The organism is Candidatus Jettenia sp. AMX1 (assembly GCF_030263775.1).
Taxonomy (GTDB): Bacteria; Planctomycetota; Brocadiia; order Brocadiales; family Brocadiaceae; genus Jettenia; species Jettenia caeni.
Genome location: NZ_SZPP01000002.1, coordinates 1 through 13,818, shown reverse-complemented (window position 1 = coordinate 13,818; position 13,818 = coordinate 1). Strand labels below are relative to the sequence as shown.

General features: G+C 38.4%; 16 protein-coding genes. 6 read left to right on the top strand and 10 right to left on the bottom strand.

The window, feature by feature from the left end:
- Window positions 1-13: 13 nt before the first annotated feature.
- The 8 genes from FBQ94_RS00555 to FBQ94_RS00520 all read right to left on the bottom strand — a co-directional run bounded on the left by FBQ94_RS00555 (window position 14) and on the right by FBQ94_RS00520 (window position 7,760).
- Window positions 14-271: a zinc ribbon domain-containing protein gene (locus FBQ94_RS00555; protein WP_007220830.1), complete on the bottom strand. Its 258-nt coding sequence runs from the start codon at window positions 269-271 to the stop codon at window positions 14-16.
- A gap of 124 nt (window positions 272-395) precedes the next feature.
- The gene (locus FBQ94_RS00550; RefSeq protein ID WP_007220829.1) at window positions 396-2,822 is read right to left on the bottom strand and encodes a sodium-translocating pyrophosphatase; all 2,427 of its coding nucleotides are present in this window, start codon (window positions 2,820-2,822) and stop codon (window positions 396-398) included.
- 21 nt (window positions 2,823-2,843) lie between these two features.
- Window positions 2,844-3,644: a hypothetical protein gene (locus FBQ94_RS00545; RefSeq protein WP_007220828.1), complete on the bottom strand. Its 801-nt coding sequence runs from the start codon at window positions 3,642-3,644 to the stop codon at window positions 2,844-2,846.
- A gap of 9 nt (window positions 3,645-3,653) precedes the next feature.
- Complete coding sequence (locus FBQ94_RS00540; protein ID WP_007220827.1) at window positions 3,654-4,943, bottom strand: ABC transporter permease; 1,290 nt, start codon at window positions 4,941-4,943, stop codon at window positions 3,654-3,656.
- 26 nt (window positions 4,944-4,969) lie between these two features.
- Window positions 4,970-5,818, bottom strand: coding sequence for an ABC transporter ATP-binding protein (locus FBQ94_RS00535; protein WP_007220826.1), 849 nt, complete (start codon window positions 5,816-5,818; stop codon window positions 4,970-4,972).
- 294 nt (window positions 5,819-6,112) lie between these two features.
- Entirely contained in the window at window positions 6,113-6,445 is a 333-nt protein-coding gene (locus tag FBQ94_RS00530; RefSeq protein WP_007220825.1) for a carboxypeptidase regulatory-like domain-containing protein, read from the bottom strand.
- A 365-nt stretch (window positions 6,446-6,810) separates the two neighbouring features.
- The gene (locus FBQ94_RS00525) at window positions 6,811-7,308 is read right to left on the bottom strand and encodes a MogA/MoaB family molybdenum cofactor biosynthesis protein (protein WP_007220824.1); all 498 of its coding nucleotides are present in this window, start codon (window positions 7,306-7,308) and stop codon (window positions 6,811-6,813) included.
- Window positions 7,305-7,760, bottom strand: coding sequence for an MOSC domain-containing protein (locus tag FBQ94_RS00520; RefSeq protein ID WP_007220823.1), 456 nt, complete (start codon window positions 7,758-7,760; stop codon window positions 7,305-7,307). The genes FBQ94_RS00525 and FBQ94_RS00520 overlap by 4 nt, the downstream gene beginning before the upstream one ends.
- A 436-nt stretch (window positions 7,761-8,196) precedes the next feature.
- On the opposite strand from FBQ94_RS00520, the gene FBQ94_RS00515 reads away from it, so the two are divergent.
- From FBQ94_RS00515 to FBQ94_RS00490, 6 genes are all read left to right on the top strand, one after another.
- Entirely contained in the window at window positions 8,197-9,543 is a 1,347-nt protein-coding gene (locus tag FBQ94_RS00515) for a glutamine synthetase family protein (RefSeq protein ID WP_007220822.1), read from the top strand.
- Window positions 9,544-9,717: 174 nt separating this feature from the next.
- Window positions 9,718-10,509, top strand: coding sequence for a carbonic anhydrase (locus FBQ94_RS00510; RefSeq protein WP_007220821.1), 792 nt, complete (start codon window positions 9,718-9,720; stop codon window positions 10,507-10,509).
- A 13-nt stretch (window positions 10,510-10,522) separates the two neighbouring features.
- Window positions 10,523-11,332, top strand: a complete 810-nt coding sequence (locus FBQ94_RS00505; protein ID WP_285441920.1) for a hypothetical protein — start codon at window positions 10,523-10,525, stop codon at window positions 11,330-11,332.
- Window positions 11,283-11,711: a CBS domain-containing protein gene (locus FBQ94_RS00500; RefSeq protein ID WP_007220819.1), complete on the top strand. Its 429-nt coding sequence runs from the start codon at window positions 11,283-11,285 to the stop codon at window positions 11,709-11,711. Before FBQ94_RS00505 ends, FBQ94_RS00500 begins: the two co-directional genes overlap by 50 nt.
- A 22-nt stretch (window positions 11,712-11,733) precedes the next feature.
- On the top strand, window positions 11,734-11,958 hold the full coding sequence (locus FBQ94_RS00495) for a hypothetical protein (RefSeq protein WP_007220818.1): 225 nt from the start codon (window positions 11,734-11,736) through the stop codon (window positions 11,956-11,958).
- A gap of 292 nt (window positions 11,959-12,250) precedes the next feature.
- Entirely contained in the window at window positions 12,251-13,081 is an 831-nt protein-coding gene (locus FBQ94_RS00490) for a metallophosphoesterase (RefSeq protein ID WP_007220817.1), read from the top strand.
- A 161-nt stretch (window positions 13,082-13,242) separates the two neighbouring features.
- Here FBQ94_RS00490 and FBQ94_RS00485 read toward each other — a convergent pair whose 3' ends face one another.
- Together FBQ94_RS00485 and FBQ94_RS00480 are read right to left on the bottom strand one after the other, a co-directional pair.
- Window positions 13,243-13,527 (bottom strand): SemiSWEET family sugar transporter, encoded by a 285-nt coding sequence (locus FBQ94_RS00485; RefSeq protein WP_007220816.1) that lies wholly within the window; start codon window positions 13,525-13,527, stop codon window positions 13,243-13,245.
- Window positions 13,528-13,548: 21 nt separating this feature from the next.
- Window positions 13,549-13,818, bottom strand: a 270-nt coding sequence (locus FBQ94_RS00480; protein WP_285441919.1) for a PAS domain-containing protein, incomplete at its 5' end; no start/stop codon positions are given.

Below are 13,818 nucleotides of genomic sequence, written 5' to 3'. Positions count from 1 at the left end.
TCTCTCCTTAAATTTATCTCTGCTGTGTACCTATATTTCCACCAAAATCAGCCTCATATTGAGCAGAAGGCTTAACATCTGTTATACTGCTTCCACAATAGTAACAAAATCTCGCATAACGCGGGTTCACATCGACACAATTTTCGCATCTATGGTAAAGAAGCGTGCCGCAGAGAATGCAAAAATTTGCTCCCTTTACATGATTATCATACTGACAATTTGTATTAGGACATATTCTATCATCCTTTTCTGTAATCATACCACCCTGCATAACTACCTCCGGTTTTAAATAGTATTATCTAAATTTTAACGCACGGTCCACAGATCCTCCCTTCCCTCTGTTTGTCAGGGAAGGGAAGTGTATTTTATACCTTTTTCTGCGGCTAGTGTTCTTCTCAATGGAGATGCAATAGGGCGCCTATCTTTGGTGAGAATTTGATAATAATCCCCGCAAATACTACCGATACAATCGACATTAATTTCAACAAAATATTCAAGGATGGCCCTGATGTATCTTTGAATGGGTCGCCTACCGTATCGCCAACGACAGCAGCCTTATGCGCAGAAGAGCCTTTTCCTCCAAAAGCTCCACCCTCAATATACTTTTTTGCGTTATCCCATGCTCCACCCGCATTTGCCATAAAGACCGCCAGCAGGAAACCCACACTTAAACTGCCGGCTAAAAGTCCTACGACACCAGGAACACCCAGTATCAAACCAGAAACAATAGGTACCAATAATGCGAGAATAGAAGGAACGAGCATCTCCCGCTGTGCCCCTTTCGTACTGATAGCAACGCATGCCGCATAGTCAGGCTTTCCTGTTCCGTCCATAATACCCGCAATCTCCCGAAATTGCCTTCTCACCTCTTCTACCATACTTCCGGCAGCACGGCCTACAGCCTTCATCGTCATAGCGCTGAAGATAAACGCTGATAGACCACCGACAAACAGACCTACCAACACCATGGGATTAATCAAAGTAATATCCAGGTAATGCATAAGATCCGATAATTTTGCATTGGCCAGATCCATAGAAACTCCGGCAATCTGGATAACATGCACCCCTGATTTTTCTAATCCTACTTTTATTTGCTCCACAAAGGAAGCAATTAATGCCATGGCAGTTAGTGCGGCAGAGCCAATAGCAAAGCCCTTTCCTGTGGCTGCTGTTGTGTTTCCTAATGCATCGAGTGCATCAGTTCTTTCTCTGACATAGGGTTCCAGACCACTCATCTCCGCATTACCACCGGCATTATCCGCAATAGGCCCATAAGCATCGGTAGCTAATGTTAATCCCAACGTTGAAAGCATGCCAACTGCTGCAATAGCAATCCCGTACAATCCAAGTGAGATATTTGAAAAGCCACCCGCAAAGGCATAGCTTAATAAGATTGCTATGGAAATCGTAATGACCGGTATAATGGTAGACATCATCCCCGTAGCAATACCATCAATAATTACGGTAGCCGGACCGGTCTTTGCCTGTCCAGCAATACCTTTTGTCGGTGAATAATTAGAAGAGGTATAGAATTCCGTGCCTTTACCGATAATAACACCGGCTATTAAACCGGTTACAATCGATCCCCAAACACCGAAATTTTCAGGTAATAAATATTTGATAACCACCGCTGAAAGAATCAGGATCAGGATTGAGCTCAGATTGATCCCTTTTCCCAATGCCTTTAGAAGCTCTTTCTGTGAGGCCTCTTCCTTTGTCTTAACAGCATAGATACCAATGATAGAGAGGAGGATTCCTATTCCCGATAAGACCATCGGTACGATCATCCCTGTAATGCCTAAACCGGCAGTTACTCCTAGTGCTGCGCAAGCCAGCATCGAATTATAATACGATTCATATAAATCCGCACCCATACCAGCCACATCACCAACATTGTCCCCAACGTTATCCGCAATAGTAGCAGGATTTCTCGGGTCATCCTCTGGAATACCAGCTTCTACTTTACCAACTAAATCAGCTCCTACATCGGCTGCCTTAGTGAATATCCCGCCACCCACTCTTGCAAATAAGGCTTGAGAACTAGCACCGATACCAAAACACGGTAACATCATAGCCATATCAAGCAGGGAAATATTGGTAAATTTGCGAAATACAAAAAACCATAAGGAAACATCCAAAAGACCCATACCCACGACAATGAGCCCCATTACAGCACCACTTCTGAATGCAACCTGCAGTCCCTGGTTCAGGGATTTCCTTGCGCCTTCCGCTGTCCTTGAACTGGCGCTTGTGGCTGTTTTCATACCCAGGAAGCCTGCAAGACCAGACAAGAAACCGCTGGACAGGAATGCAAAAGGCACTACCTTGGACTGGAGATGTAGTCCGAAGGAAATAAAAAGGAGGACAAGGAAAGCGCCAAGAAAGAATATGCTTACTACTTTGTATTGTTGTTTCAGATAGGCATAAGCCCCTACTCTCACATGATGGGCTATCGAAACCATTTTTTCATTCCCTTCAGGCGCCTTCATAACTTCTTTGTAGAATTTTCTTGCATAAAAAAGAGCACATAATGCACCAATCGGTGCAACCCACCACAATCTTGGTATTGTATGCGATGTTTCTTCTGTTACCTTATGAACAGACCCTTCTAACTCGAATAATGGCCTTTCTGTTTGCGTGGATTCCCCAATATCGAATACGGGTTTTTCTCCACCCGCCTTTAACGCAGCCTGAGCGCTACGGGGAAATACACCCGACTTCGATACCCCAACGATCAGAATGGTTAGCATTAAAAGTATCATCACAATACTAACACGGTTATTCTTAAAAACAGGTTTAAACTTATGCCTAAAATTATTCATTGATTTAGATTTTTCTCCTTTCTATTTTAATAAAGTTTGCAAAAATACCCTTTTCATCTCAAGTGTATTTATGAAATCATCCACATAAGTCAAAGCATCCTCCGGATGATTTATCCGATAGGTATTCCATTCCCGTATAGCTGATTCTGTATACTGTAGTGCCTTATCAAAATTCCCTTCTTTCTCTGCGCATGCCGAAGCATACCCTAACGCGTGGCAAATAGTTCTTTCTATGGCTAAAATATTATACAGCTTCGGGGTATTCAAAAGAGACCTTCTCAACCAATAAAGCGATGATTCATAATTATCCTCTCCGTCCTCTTTCTTCAACTGTTCCCGGTAATAAGCTGCATAGGTAAAAAACCTCTGATCGAACAGATGTAAATACATGTATCCAAGCTCAAAGAAAAGATCGCCACTCTTCGGATTTTTTACTGCACCCCTTTTTGCAAAATCTAATCCAGCGTGAATCCATTTCCATTTGTTTTGTGGCGCATCCCACTCATGGGCAATGTTATATGCCATATTCCATGCCTGGAAAATCCAAACCGCAGGGAAATTAGGCTGCAATTTTGATATAAGGTTGTTAATGGTTAATAATTCGTAATATTTTTTCTCCTCATGCCGAGCAATGGCTCTTGCCCAGAGAAAATCAACTGCAATTCCCCGAAAGCTTCCCAAAAGAAGTACGGGGATATTTTCGGTCAGATCATAGTGAATAATACCCGGCTTTGACGAGTCCTGAAGAGAAACAATCCCCATGTTAACAAGGAAAATAGCGCCTAGTAATATCCCTAAAAGAAAAACCCTCTTTCGACGCATCAAAAGTGCTTAGAAAAATTCCCTCTTCTTAAATAGTATGGAGGATATAATGAGGCAAATACCTGCATACAAAGCAGTATATCCTAAAGAAATCCCAACGGTTTCTAAAGGAATATTTATGCCTTTCAGAAGAAATTGCAAACTATCATATTTCTTAAAATCCGGCAAAATAACCGAAAACCATTCCAAGACCTTTTCCATAACACTATCGAGGTAAATCAAGAAAATATTAGGTTCTCCAGATACCGCTTGAGAAGAATGTCCGTGGAGATCATGGTTTTGAATAAGAAAAGAGAAATCTTTGATAAAATCTAACACGTGCCCACACAAAAAAATAATTAAAGATGATAGTATATTAACAGGAGCGGATAGATACGTAGATCCCATGACAGCGATCACTACGATTAAAAAAAATTTCAAAAAGGTTATAAAAACAGCCTTTGTATAATTAGAGACAAAACCTTTTTGCACACTAAATACTCTGACATCAGCAGGGGTTACACCGATATAATCCGTCTTATGTACAGGGAAAACAGTAATCGTTACGGCACTGTTGTCCTGAACAATATCAGGATCTATTTTCACGTTAAATGGCTCGTCAGCCTTTCCTGATAAAACCTCGGTCTTACCCTGTCCTGAAACGGTATTTTCTATCCTTACAACTAACGGAATCGTATCAATAAAATCTCCACTACTCTCAATCTTTACATGGAACTCCGCTTCAAGGGAAAATTTACTATTCAGCTTTTTGTATACATCGGAAAAATTCCATACAGCAATCCCTGTCCTTCCACCTTCAATCCATACGATTCCTTCACTAATATGATGCGGCTTACCCTGAATGAAAAACCGTGATACCTTACATTCATTCCTTGCCTTTACTATATCTTGGCATTTGCCTGGTAATTGTGTTGTAATTCGCTGAACGGCAACTATATTGAAAAAACTTAAAATCACCAACACAAAGGCTGATACTAAGGTAAAACCTAGTATTTTTCCTGCAATGACCTTTAATCTCGAAATAGGTTTTGATAAAATACCATAAATTGTTCTGTCTTCTATTTCATGAGGTAATGAGGTAGCAGAGAGAAGAATTATCCCTACCATACAGAGAACCACTACTACCTGAAAAAATACCACAAGCATTATTTTGATCCTGGCATCTGGTTCATCTGTTGTCGGAACGATAGATACAACAGCCATAATAAGAATGCCAAGTCCAATCAATACATGCAGTATTTTCTTTCGAATCGCTTCCCGAAAGGTATGACTAGCAATAGTTAGTAGTATTGTAAACACGCGAAAGAACTATATAAAGAACTATATTATGACTGGTTTTGTATGGTCTTTACAAATAACTCTTCCAAAGTTGAGGACGGGTGACCGATAGAGAGTACACTACCGTTTTTATTCTTAATAAAATTCTCTATTGCCTGAATATCGCCCTGTGAGAGATTCCTTACCAGAAATTGTATAACATCTTTCTGAGAAAGTAATTCCCGAACACTACCTGTTACTTGCAAAATACCTTTACTCAGAATAGCAATTCGGTTACAAATATCCTGAACATCAGCCAGAAGATGGGAACTAAGAACAACTGTCTTCCCCTGTTTTTTAAATTCCAGGATGAGATTCTTAATCTCATAACTACCAATAGGATCTAACCCACTTGTAGGTTCATCCAATAGTATCAACTCCGGGTTGTTTATCATGGATTGCGCCAGTCCAATTCTCCGGAGCATACCTTTTGAATATTGGCTTAATGGACGTTTCCGATGCAGCCATAGTCCTACATCGTGAATTAGCTTATCAATCCGTCCTCTTCTTTCTCTTCTTGGAATACTAAAAAGTTTTCCGTAAAAATCTAAAATTTCTTCTGCATTAAGAAATTTATATAAATAAGACTCCTCCGGTAAAAACCCTATCTTGCTTTTAATCTTTAAATCGCTTGAAGGGTATCCTAATAACCAGGATTTACCAGAGGTGGGAAACAGAAGACCAAGTAATAATTTTACTGTAGTCGTTTTGCCCGATCCGTTAGGACCGAGCAGACCAAATATCTCTCCACGTTCAATATTGAGATTGAGATCCGTCAGGGCTAAGGTACTTTTACGTCTCCAGAAATCCCTGTAAATCTTTGTAAGCCCTTCTGTCCTAACTGCGAGATTATCCAAATATTTTTAATTTTCCTATCCTGAATAACATATTTTGTGATATGGATTAAAGTAGATTAAATTTTTAATACTTTAATCAAAAATATTCGATAAGTCAAATAATATTTGAGGGTTAAAGTCTATCTAACATTACCTGATATCTTACCCTTGAATTGCTTTTGCTTTGCAACATGTTCATTATTTGGCGGTTTTGCCATGTTGCGTACGTTAACGTCCTAAGTAAAATTATCAGGGAGGCTTCAAGGTTACAATTCTCAGGAACTACCCTATCCCTTTTACGATTACTTACAAAATTTAGTCAGCCGGAATAGGGTTTGCCACCATAACAACCATTTCTAAGCATTTTTTTTCATTCTTTAGTAAACTTATATCATTCATTTGAGTTTGATAACCTTCTTTTTTATATTTGATTGTATAAGCTCCTACCTTTAAAGAAAGATAATAAAGACCACTACCGGATGTTTCTTTACTATAAACGTTATGATTGTCTTTTGTAGATATTTCAACACCAGGTATAGCTTTATCATTAGTATCGTATACATACCCATAAATATCGCCTGCGATCGTTACCTTTGTAAGGCCACATATAAACAAACACAAAACCACCAACACAATCAATTTCTTCATGAATTGCTCCTCCTTTATAAAATTGTGCCTCAAACCAAGACTATAATACTTTAATTTTAATCACAGCCGATATGCTTTTAATTTGAGACTATCCACAGAAGGTAAGCCAAATAAGATTTCAAGTCAATATAAATCCATGAAAATCATGAGAACTATTCGTCCCAAGCTATCTTATGCCAGCCTTTTAGGCTTTAGCTTTCCTAAATTGATAGTATTGTGTTCATAAGAGGGAAATGATCTTATTTCCCTTATAAAGAAAACATGTGGATAATGATGTTTTGAAAGAGGAAATAGGATTGATTTGGACTGTTGCCCCCAGGAATGATACTGATACTATTATTTATTCTGAGAATATATCTTAATTGTTAGTGCTTCTCGCGGTCTTTTGCGCAATCGCTGACATTGCCTTTGATAAGACCAATGGTATGTTGAATAACAGGTAAAACAACGGCCAGGTTTTCAGCTACACCTTTAGGACTGCCGGGAAGATTAATAATAAGTGTCTGTTTATAAATTCCGGCAATAGCCCTTGAACCCATAGCCCTGGGAGTATGCCTGAGTCCTTCCATTCGCATAGCTTCAGCAAAACCTGGTAACTCCTTTTCTATGATTGCCCGTGTTGCCTCAGGTGTAACGTCTCTGGGTCCCACACCGGTGCCACCTGTAGTGATAATGAGATCGGATTTTTCAGCAAATTCGAGGAGTTTTTTTGTAATAAGTTCCTTCTCGTCAGGAATAATCTCATAGGCGGCAACAACAGCATCAATACCCATGAGCATATTACGAATAACCTCACCGCTCTTGTCCTCTCGCTCTCCTCTGAACCCCTTATCACTTAATGTCAAGATAGCTGCCTGAATCATATCTTTATTGCTGCATCCTTCTCAAGTACGGTAATTTCATCGTTTACTTTAATAGTGCCCCCGGTAATAATTTCAGCAAAAATGCCTTCTCTTGGCATAATACAATCACCAGCCTTGTAGTAAATAGCGCAACGATCATGGCATAATTTGCCAATCTGAGTCACCCGAATAAGTATACCTTCGCCAATTTTTAACAAAGTCCCTATAGGAAGGGATTTTAGTTCGATACCCTCTGTTACAATGTTTTCTCCAAAATCACCATCTTTGATATTCAATCCTTTCTCGCGCATACTATTTGCGCTTTCTTTTGCCAGTAAACTTACCTGGCGATGCCATTTTCCAGCATGGGCATCTCCTTCCAGACCAAACTGTTCAATAAGTTTACATGAGCGGATATCCCTTTTTTGGGTGCCCTTCTTTTCGCTTATACAAACTGCAATAATTTTCCCCATAATCTTCTCAATAGAAATATTTTATTCTTACCTTAAATTCTCTGAGTAAAAGATGTAGTATTCTGAATACTAAATTATAACGTAAACTGAAGTTTAGCACGATACGTTTAGAGTGTCAAGCAGGAACCCAATACCAGTTGATCATAAATTACTTGTTTTTTTACAATAATATGATTAGAATTAACAAACTTTTTTGTAGAAAAGAAAATACCCTGGTTGCAGTATATTTTTTTAATAAATTCAATGGATCTTACACTATGGGTTAAGTTTAAACAACTCTACAATAATCATGCCATAGTAGTGGTATCTAGCATCATAGGTTATATTCATAGATACTGATAATCATCTTATTATTTTAATGAGGATGATATACAGACCATGCTATAAGCTATTTTTTAGATAAATAATGAATAATGTATAGAAAGGTGAGATTTACATGACTAGCGAGCATGCAGATTTAGCAATAATCAATCGCGCAAAAGAAGACAATGTGAAATTTATCCAGTTGCAGTTCACAGATATCAATGGAAATATCAAAGCCGTTATTATACCGGTAGAAAAATTCCCGGAATCCTTAGAGAAAGGTATTTGGTTTGATGGCTCTTCAATTGATGGTTTCACAAGGATTTGCGAAAGCGATATGTTTTTAAAACCCGATACAAATACCTATGCACTGCTTCCCTGGGAAACAGAAGAAGCAACCGCCAGATTATTCTGCGATGTATACATGCCTGATGGATCCCCTTTTGAGGGTGACCCTCGATATATCCTAAAAAGAGCAATTAAAAATGCTGAGGCCATGAACTTTGGATATAACGTAGGACCTGAATTAGAATTTTTCTTGTTCAAACCAAAAAGCAATGGACAAGTAGAGCCTACCCCGCATGATGTAGGAAGTTATTTCGATTTCTCACCAAGAGACCTTGCCGGGAATGTAAGGAGAGATATTATTTTCACGTTAGAGAAAATGGGACTTAACGTTGAAATGAGCCATCATGAGGTAGCTCCTGGCCAGCATGAGATTGATTTTAAATACGCAGAAGCATTGAAGACGGCGGAAAATGCATTAACCTTTAAACAGGTGGTAAAGTCTATTGCGCATAAACATGATTTATATGCTACTTTCATGCCAAAACCAATTTTTGGGGTATGTGGCAGTGGGATGCATTGCCATCAGAGCTTCTTTGATCTCAATACACGAAAGAATATCTTTTTCGATGAAAAGGATGAATATAAACTGAGTAAGGTAGCAAAACAATTTGTTGCAGGACAGCTACAGCATGTAAGGGCAATGAGTGCTATTCTATCTCCGACAGTAAATTCTTATAAGAGATTGGTACCGGGATATGAAGCTCCCGTATATATTTGTTGGGGACAAAAGAATCGATCTGCCCTGATACGGATTCCAAGATATTCTCCCGGAAGAGAGCAAGCGACCAGAGTAGAATTAAGATGTCCAGACCCCAGCAATAACCCTTACCTTACCCTTGCAGTTATGCTGGAATCAGGACTCGATGGGATTCGAAAAGGTATGACACCCCCTAATCCTGTAGAAGAAAATGTATATGAATTTAATAAGGATGAGTTAGCGTACAGAAATATTGCTACCTTACCCGGCTCTTTAGGAGAAGCAATCGAAGAGTTGAAAAAAAGTAAATTGATGGAACAAACCTTGGGCACACACACGTACCAAATTTATATACATTCAAAAATAGCTGAATGGGATGAATACAGAATACAGGTAACAGAATGGGAACATAAAAAATATTTCGAGACAACGTAACAGAGAACCGGAACAAAACATCTATCCAGCTCTACATCCTTTTAACTTTAGATATGGTATTTTAAAAACCGCTCATTAGAGGGATAAAGTTTTCTCTATTTTGTAGAACCATAATGTGGTTAAGATGAGAAACTTTACTATATATAAAAAGTTTAAATATATTAAGGAGGATGTATGGAAGTTGGAAATATTTTTCGGCACTTGCTAGTCCATAACGAGGCCTTTGTTAAAAAGACAGATGAGACAAAATTTCTGGCATATGCAACACATCAAAATCCGTATATTACCTTGCTTACCTGTGCTGATTCCCGGGTACAGGGTGAGATTCTGGGAATAGATATTTTCAATAAAGTATTTATCATTCGAAATGCCGGCAATCAGGTAGCCATCAATAGAGGGTCTATAGAGTATTCAATTCTCGTCCTTAATACCCCTGTTATGCTTGTCCTTGGTCATACGGATTGTGGCGCCGTAAAGTTTGCCACACATGCCTGCATAACACAATCCGAAGAAATTGTTAATCTGGCAAAATCTTTTGATAAACTCATAAAAACAGATTATTCAAAAATTAGTCATGAGGTAAAAAGCGAAATGCTTCCCTTGACAATCCCTATTGAAAGAGGAATACCACAACTAGAAAAAATCAGGAATGAGAAGAAAGAGCTTGCTTATCTGAGTCAAATAAATGTAGATTATCAAGTAGAAAAGGCATTAAAATATTATGGTAATAGGGTAAAAGAGAACAAATTGACTATTATTGGGGGGATTTATGATTTTGTGGGCGCCTACTCAAAAGAACTGGGAAGAATCCTGATTACTAATATTAATGGTGTTTTTAACACGGGAGAACTCCAGGAAATGGCCAGGAAAATCATTAAGAGGATACCTAGCTATAATGAATCGAGCGAAGGATACAAGCTGGTTTGTCAATTGATTGAGGAAAAAGTAACACGCATTGAATCCTGAATATAAGGCTCGTATGAATAATAATTGCACAACACACGGAAATTCCTGTACTATGACCTTTGTGGAAAGCGAGTGCTCAGATGGAATGTGCTGCTTTACCTGCGTCATTCCGCCCAATAACGGACATATCGGTTTTTTCAAATCACTATGGAGAAAGGGTACGGGTTCACCATATGTTAAATTATTAGTAATGAGCAAAGGATATAAAAACGAATTATATGACTCATGCAAATTTCTGGATTTTACGATCTCAAAGGCATCGCCGGATGCCAATCTAAAAATGGACTTACGCTGCAGTATTTATAAATCCAGGCCTAGCCAATGTATGGGATATCCGGACATGGCAGGAGAATCCGTATATCACAAGATTAGCGGCCCATGTATCTTTAACGAATATACGGCTTCCCGTACATACAAGAAACTTGTATACAAGAGAGAGTGGCAGGCCTTTTATGCAATTCAAGACCGGGCAGAAGCAATGCGAAATATATTTCTCAGTGAGGATGCTATGACTGCAAGAAAAACAATATTAAAAGCACAAGATACTCATTGTGTAACCATATGTGAAGGGAAAAAAGAACAAGACTATATCCTGATTCCTCTTCCAAAACAAGTACATAAAGTTCTCTATATATCAGAAAAACATCAGCCAATTACTACAATAAGACAAGCATATGATAGATGGGAAGCGAAGATACAAAAAAATCTTCAAAATCATTATGGGTCAGAATGGGAAATAAGGCTTAAAGATGCCATAGAAATGGAGGAGAAAGATGCTAGTAAAAGAGATGATGAAAACACAACTGGTAACATTGAATGCTGACGCAAAACTTGGTTTTGCCAACGATATCATGTATCTGGGAAGAATCAGACATTTACCTGTTATGAAAGGAGAAGATATTGTAGGCATCTTATCCCAGAGAGACCTCTACCGTGCTTCGCTAACTTCTATTCTTACAAATTGGAGAGAGAATAAGGAATTTCTGGACTCCGTTAAGGTTTCAGAAGTAATGACAAAGAATGTAATTACTGTTTCACCAGATACTACAGTCGAAGAAGCTGCAAAGATCATGATCGATAAAAAGGTAGGATGCCTGCCAGTAGTAAAAGATAGAAATAAATTAATTGGTTTGATTACTGAGACTGATGTATTACAATACTTCATAGACGAGTATCAAAACAAAAAAAAGCTTAACGCTTAACATAAATTAAAAGGAGTACAAAATGTGTGACGTAGGTGGCCATATAAGCAGTGATATGATTACCTGGCAATGCGCATGCTGTGGAGCTGCAATAAATGATGCAAGCAACGCAGTTGAAGGGCTTTGTGATCTTGGAATATGTTTGTCCTGCCGAAACTCCCCGGAAGACTGGATATCATTTGTTAAAGAAGAGTGGGAAGAAGGAATTTGTGCAGATTGTGCATCCCCCTGTGATCTTAAAAGATGATGATTTTCTTGATACAAGACAGATAAAATACATTAGATTATCCCTGGTAGCACTCATGAAAAAACAGAAGTGACGTAGGGCGAGCTTGAGCCTTGCCAGGTAACTCTAGGGGGCGCCTTACATAATTAAACTCCCTATATGTTCAATTAGATCTTCGATTACCTTCGATTGAGTTAAAACATTTCACATGATTCTGTTTCACTGTATGCATGTAAATCCCGGAGTCCAGTTCAAAGCGTACAGTTTAATCTATACGTATGTTCAAATATAATCCATGCAACGAGGATGAAGAATGATTTCCCGACGTACTTTCATGCAAAGCGCGTTTGGTCATATAGTTGTAACTGCATCCCTTGGGGGTTATAGCCGCCTGTTAGAACCTCGCTGGGTTGAAATAAACGCTATCACCATAAAGATTAATGCCCTGCCAAAACGATTTGAGGGAATGACGATTGCGCAACTCTCTGATATTCATCATGGCAAATATGTTCCCCGGGAATTTATCCGAAGATGTGTCCGGAAGGTAAATGCATTAGCTCCTGACATTATTGTTTTGACAGGCGACTATATCCATAATTCCGATAATTTTCTCCTGCCCGTCACAAAAGAATTGGCAGAATTACAGGCAAAAGAAGGTATTTTTGCCGTAGTAGGAAATCATGATAATAAAGGAAGCGCTTTCGATACACTCCGTAAGGAAGGTATCCATGTATTAATCAACAGACATATCCCCCTATATAGAAAAAAGGATTATATTTTTATTGCAGGTATAGATGATTTATGGGAAGGGAAAGTTAATTTAGAAGCTACCCTGAAGGGCATGGATAATAAACCAAAAATCTTATTGTCCCATAATCCAGACATTATGGAAATGATTCAGTATAGAGATATTGATTTTGTCATAGCAGGCCATACTCATGGCGGGCAGGTCAATCTGCCTTTTTATGGGTCTCTGGTTACATCTTCTAAATTTTGTATCCGCTATGCATCAGGATTGTTTCGGGAAGGAAAAACAATTATGTATGTAAATAAAGGCATTGGAACTTCTTGTTTACCGATAAGATTCTGTGCACGACCAGAAATAACCTTATTCACCTTGAGAAATAGTAGTCAGATTGTTTAAATTTACTCTGATGACACATCTTTAGCATACTTCCTCTCGTGTAAAATCATAAGGCAATAATACATCTCACCTTGTATCGTTTTGCAAACTCAATTTGAAAAAACTTATTTTTTGTAAACTTTCTATTTTTCTATCTTATGAAAATGACACCGAAAGAATAATCAGGTCTTTTCAGTACCAAGATCCTGCGCTGATTTTTTAAATAAAATACGTAATAAAATAATAGTAGTAACAAATGAAAGGGTAAACCCATTCGCAAGTGCAATAATAAGATTTTTTAAATGAATCCCATAAACCATCCACAGACTGCATCCTACAAATAAAAGAGTCATCATCATCGGCGAAACATCAGATAATGACTTCGTTTTTAAGCCGCGAATAATTTGCGGTATAAATCCTACCGTTGTACAAATTGCAGCAATCGTCCCCATTATAGACCATAACATAATCTTTTCCTCAAATATTATTTATCTTTCCGTTATATCTCTGAGTATCCCATCAATTCTTACCGGCTTACCAGCCTCATCACGTACAAGGTTACAAGTACTTTCGGAAATAAACCGCTCACCATTTTTCCTCCTGCAATATAAAATAAAACTTCTCCATATACCATCCTTTTCCAGGGTATCAATTAATTCTTTCCGGTCATCCGGATTTACATAAACATCCTTTACCTTAAGTCCAATCACTTCTTCCGGAGACTTATAGCCAAGGATCTCTGCCCCTGCCTGATTGAT

Bases quoted from the DNA above. Each gene is read 5' to 3' on its own strand.
- FBQ94_RS00555 (WP_007220830.1), bottom strand. From the start codon at position 271: ATGCAGGGTGGTATGATTACAGAAAAGGATGATAGAATATGTCCTAAT.
- FBQ94_RS00550 (WP_007220829.1), bottom strand. From the start codon at position 2,822: ATGAATAATTTTAGGCATAAGTTTAAACCTGTTTTTAAGAATAACCGT.
- FBQ94_RS00545 (WP_007220828.1), bottom strand. From the start codon at position 3,644: ATGCGTCGAAAGAGGGTTTTTCTTTTAGGGATATTACTAGGCGCTATT.
- FBQ94_RS00530 (WP_007220825.1), bottom strand. From the start codon at position 6,445: ATGAAGAAATTGATTGTGTTGGTGGTTTTGTGTTTGTTTATATGTGGC.
- FBQ94_RS00525 (WP_007220824.1), bottom strand. From the start codon at position 7,308: ATGATTCAGGCAGCTATCTTGACATTAAGTGATAAGGGGTTCAGAGGA.
- FBQ94_RS00520 (WP_007220823.1), bottom strand. From the start codon at position 7,760: ATGGGGAAAATTATTGCAGTTTGTATAAGCGAAAAGAAGGGCACCCAA.
- FBQ94_RS00515 (WP_007220822.1), top strand. From the start codon at position 8,197: ATGACTAGCGAGCATGCAGATTTAGCAATAATCAATCGCGCAAAAGAA.
- FBQ94_RS00510 (WP_007220821.1), top strand. From the start codon at position 9,718: ATGGAAGTTGGAAATATTTTTCGGCACTTGCTAGTCCATAACGAGGCC.
- FBQ94_RS00505 (WP_285441920.1), top strand. From the start codon at position 10,523: ATGAATAATAATTGCACAACACACGGAAATTCCTGTACTATGACCTTT.
- FBQ94_RS00500 (WP_007220819.1), top strand. From the start codon at position 11,283: ATGCTAGTAAAAGAGATGATGAAAACACAACTGGTAACATTGAATGCT.
- FBQ94_RS00495 (WP_007220818.1), top strand. From the start codon at position 11,734: ATGTGTGACGTAGGTGGCCATATAAGCAGTGATATGATTACCTGGCAA.
- FBQ94_RS00490 (WP_007220817.1), top strand. From the start codon at position 12,251: ATGATTTCCCGACGTACTTTCATGCAAAGCGCGTTTGGTCATATAGTT.
- FBQ94_RS00485 (WP_007220816.1), bottom strand. From the start codon at position 13,527: ATGTTATGGTCTATAATGGGGACGATTGCTGCAATTTGTACAACGGTA.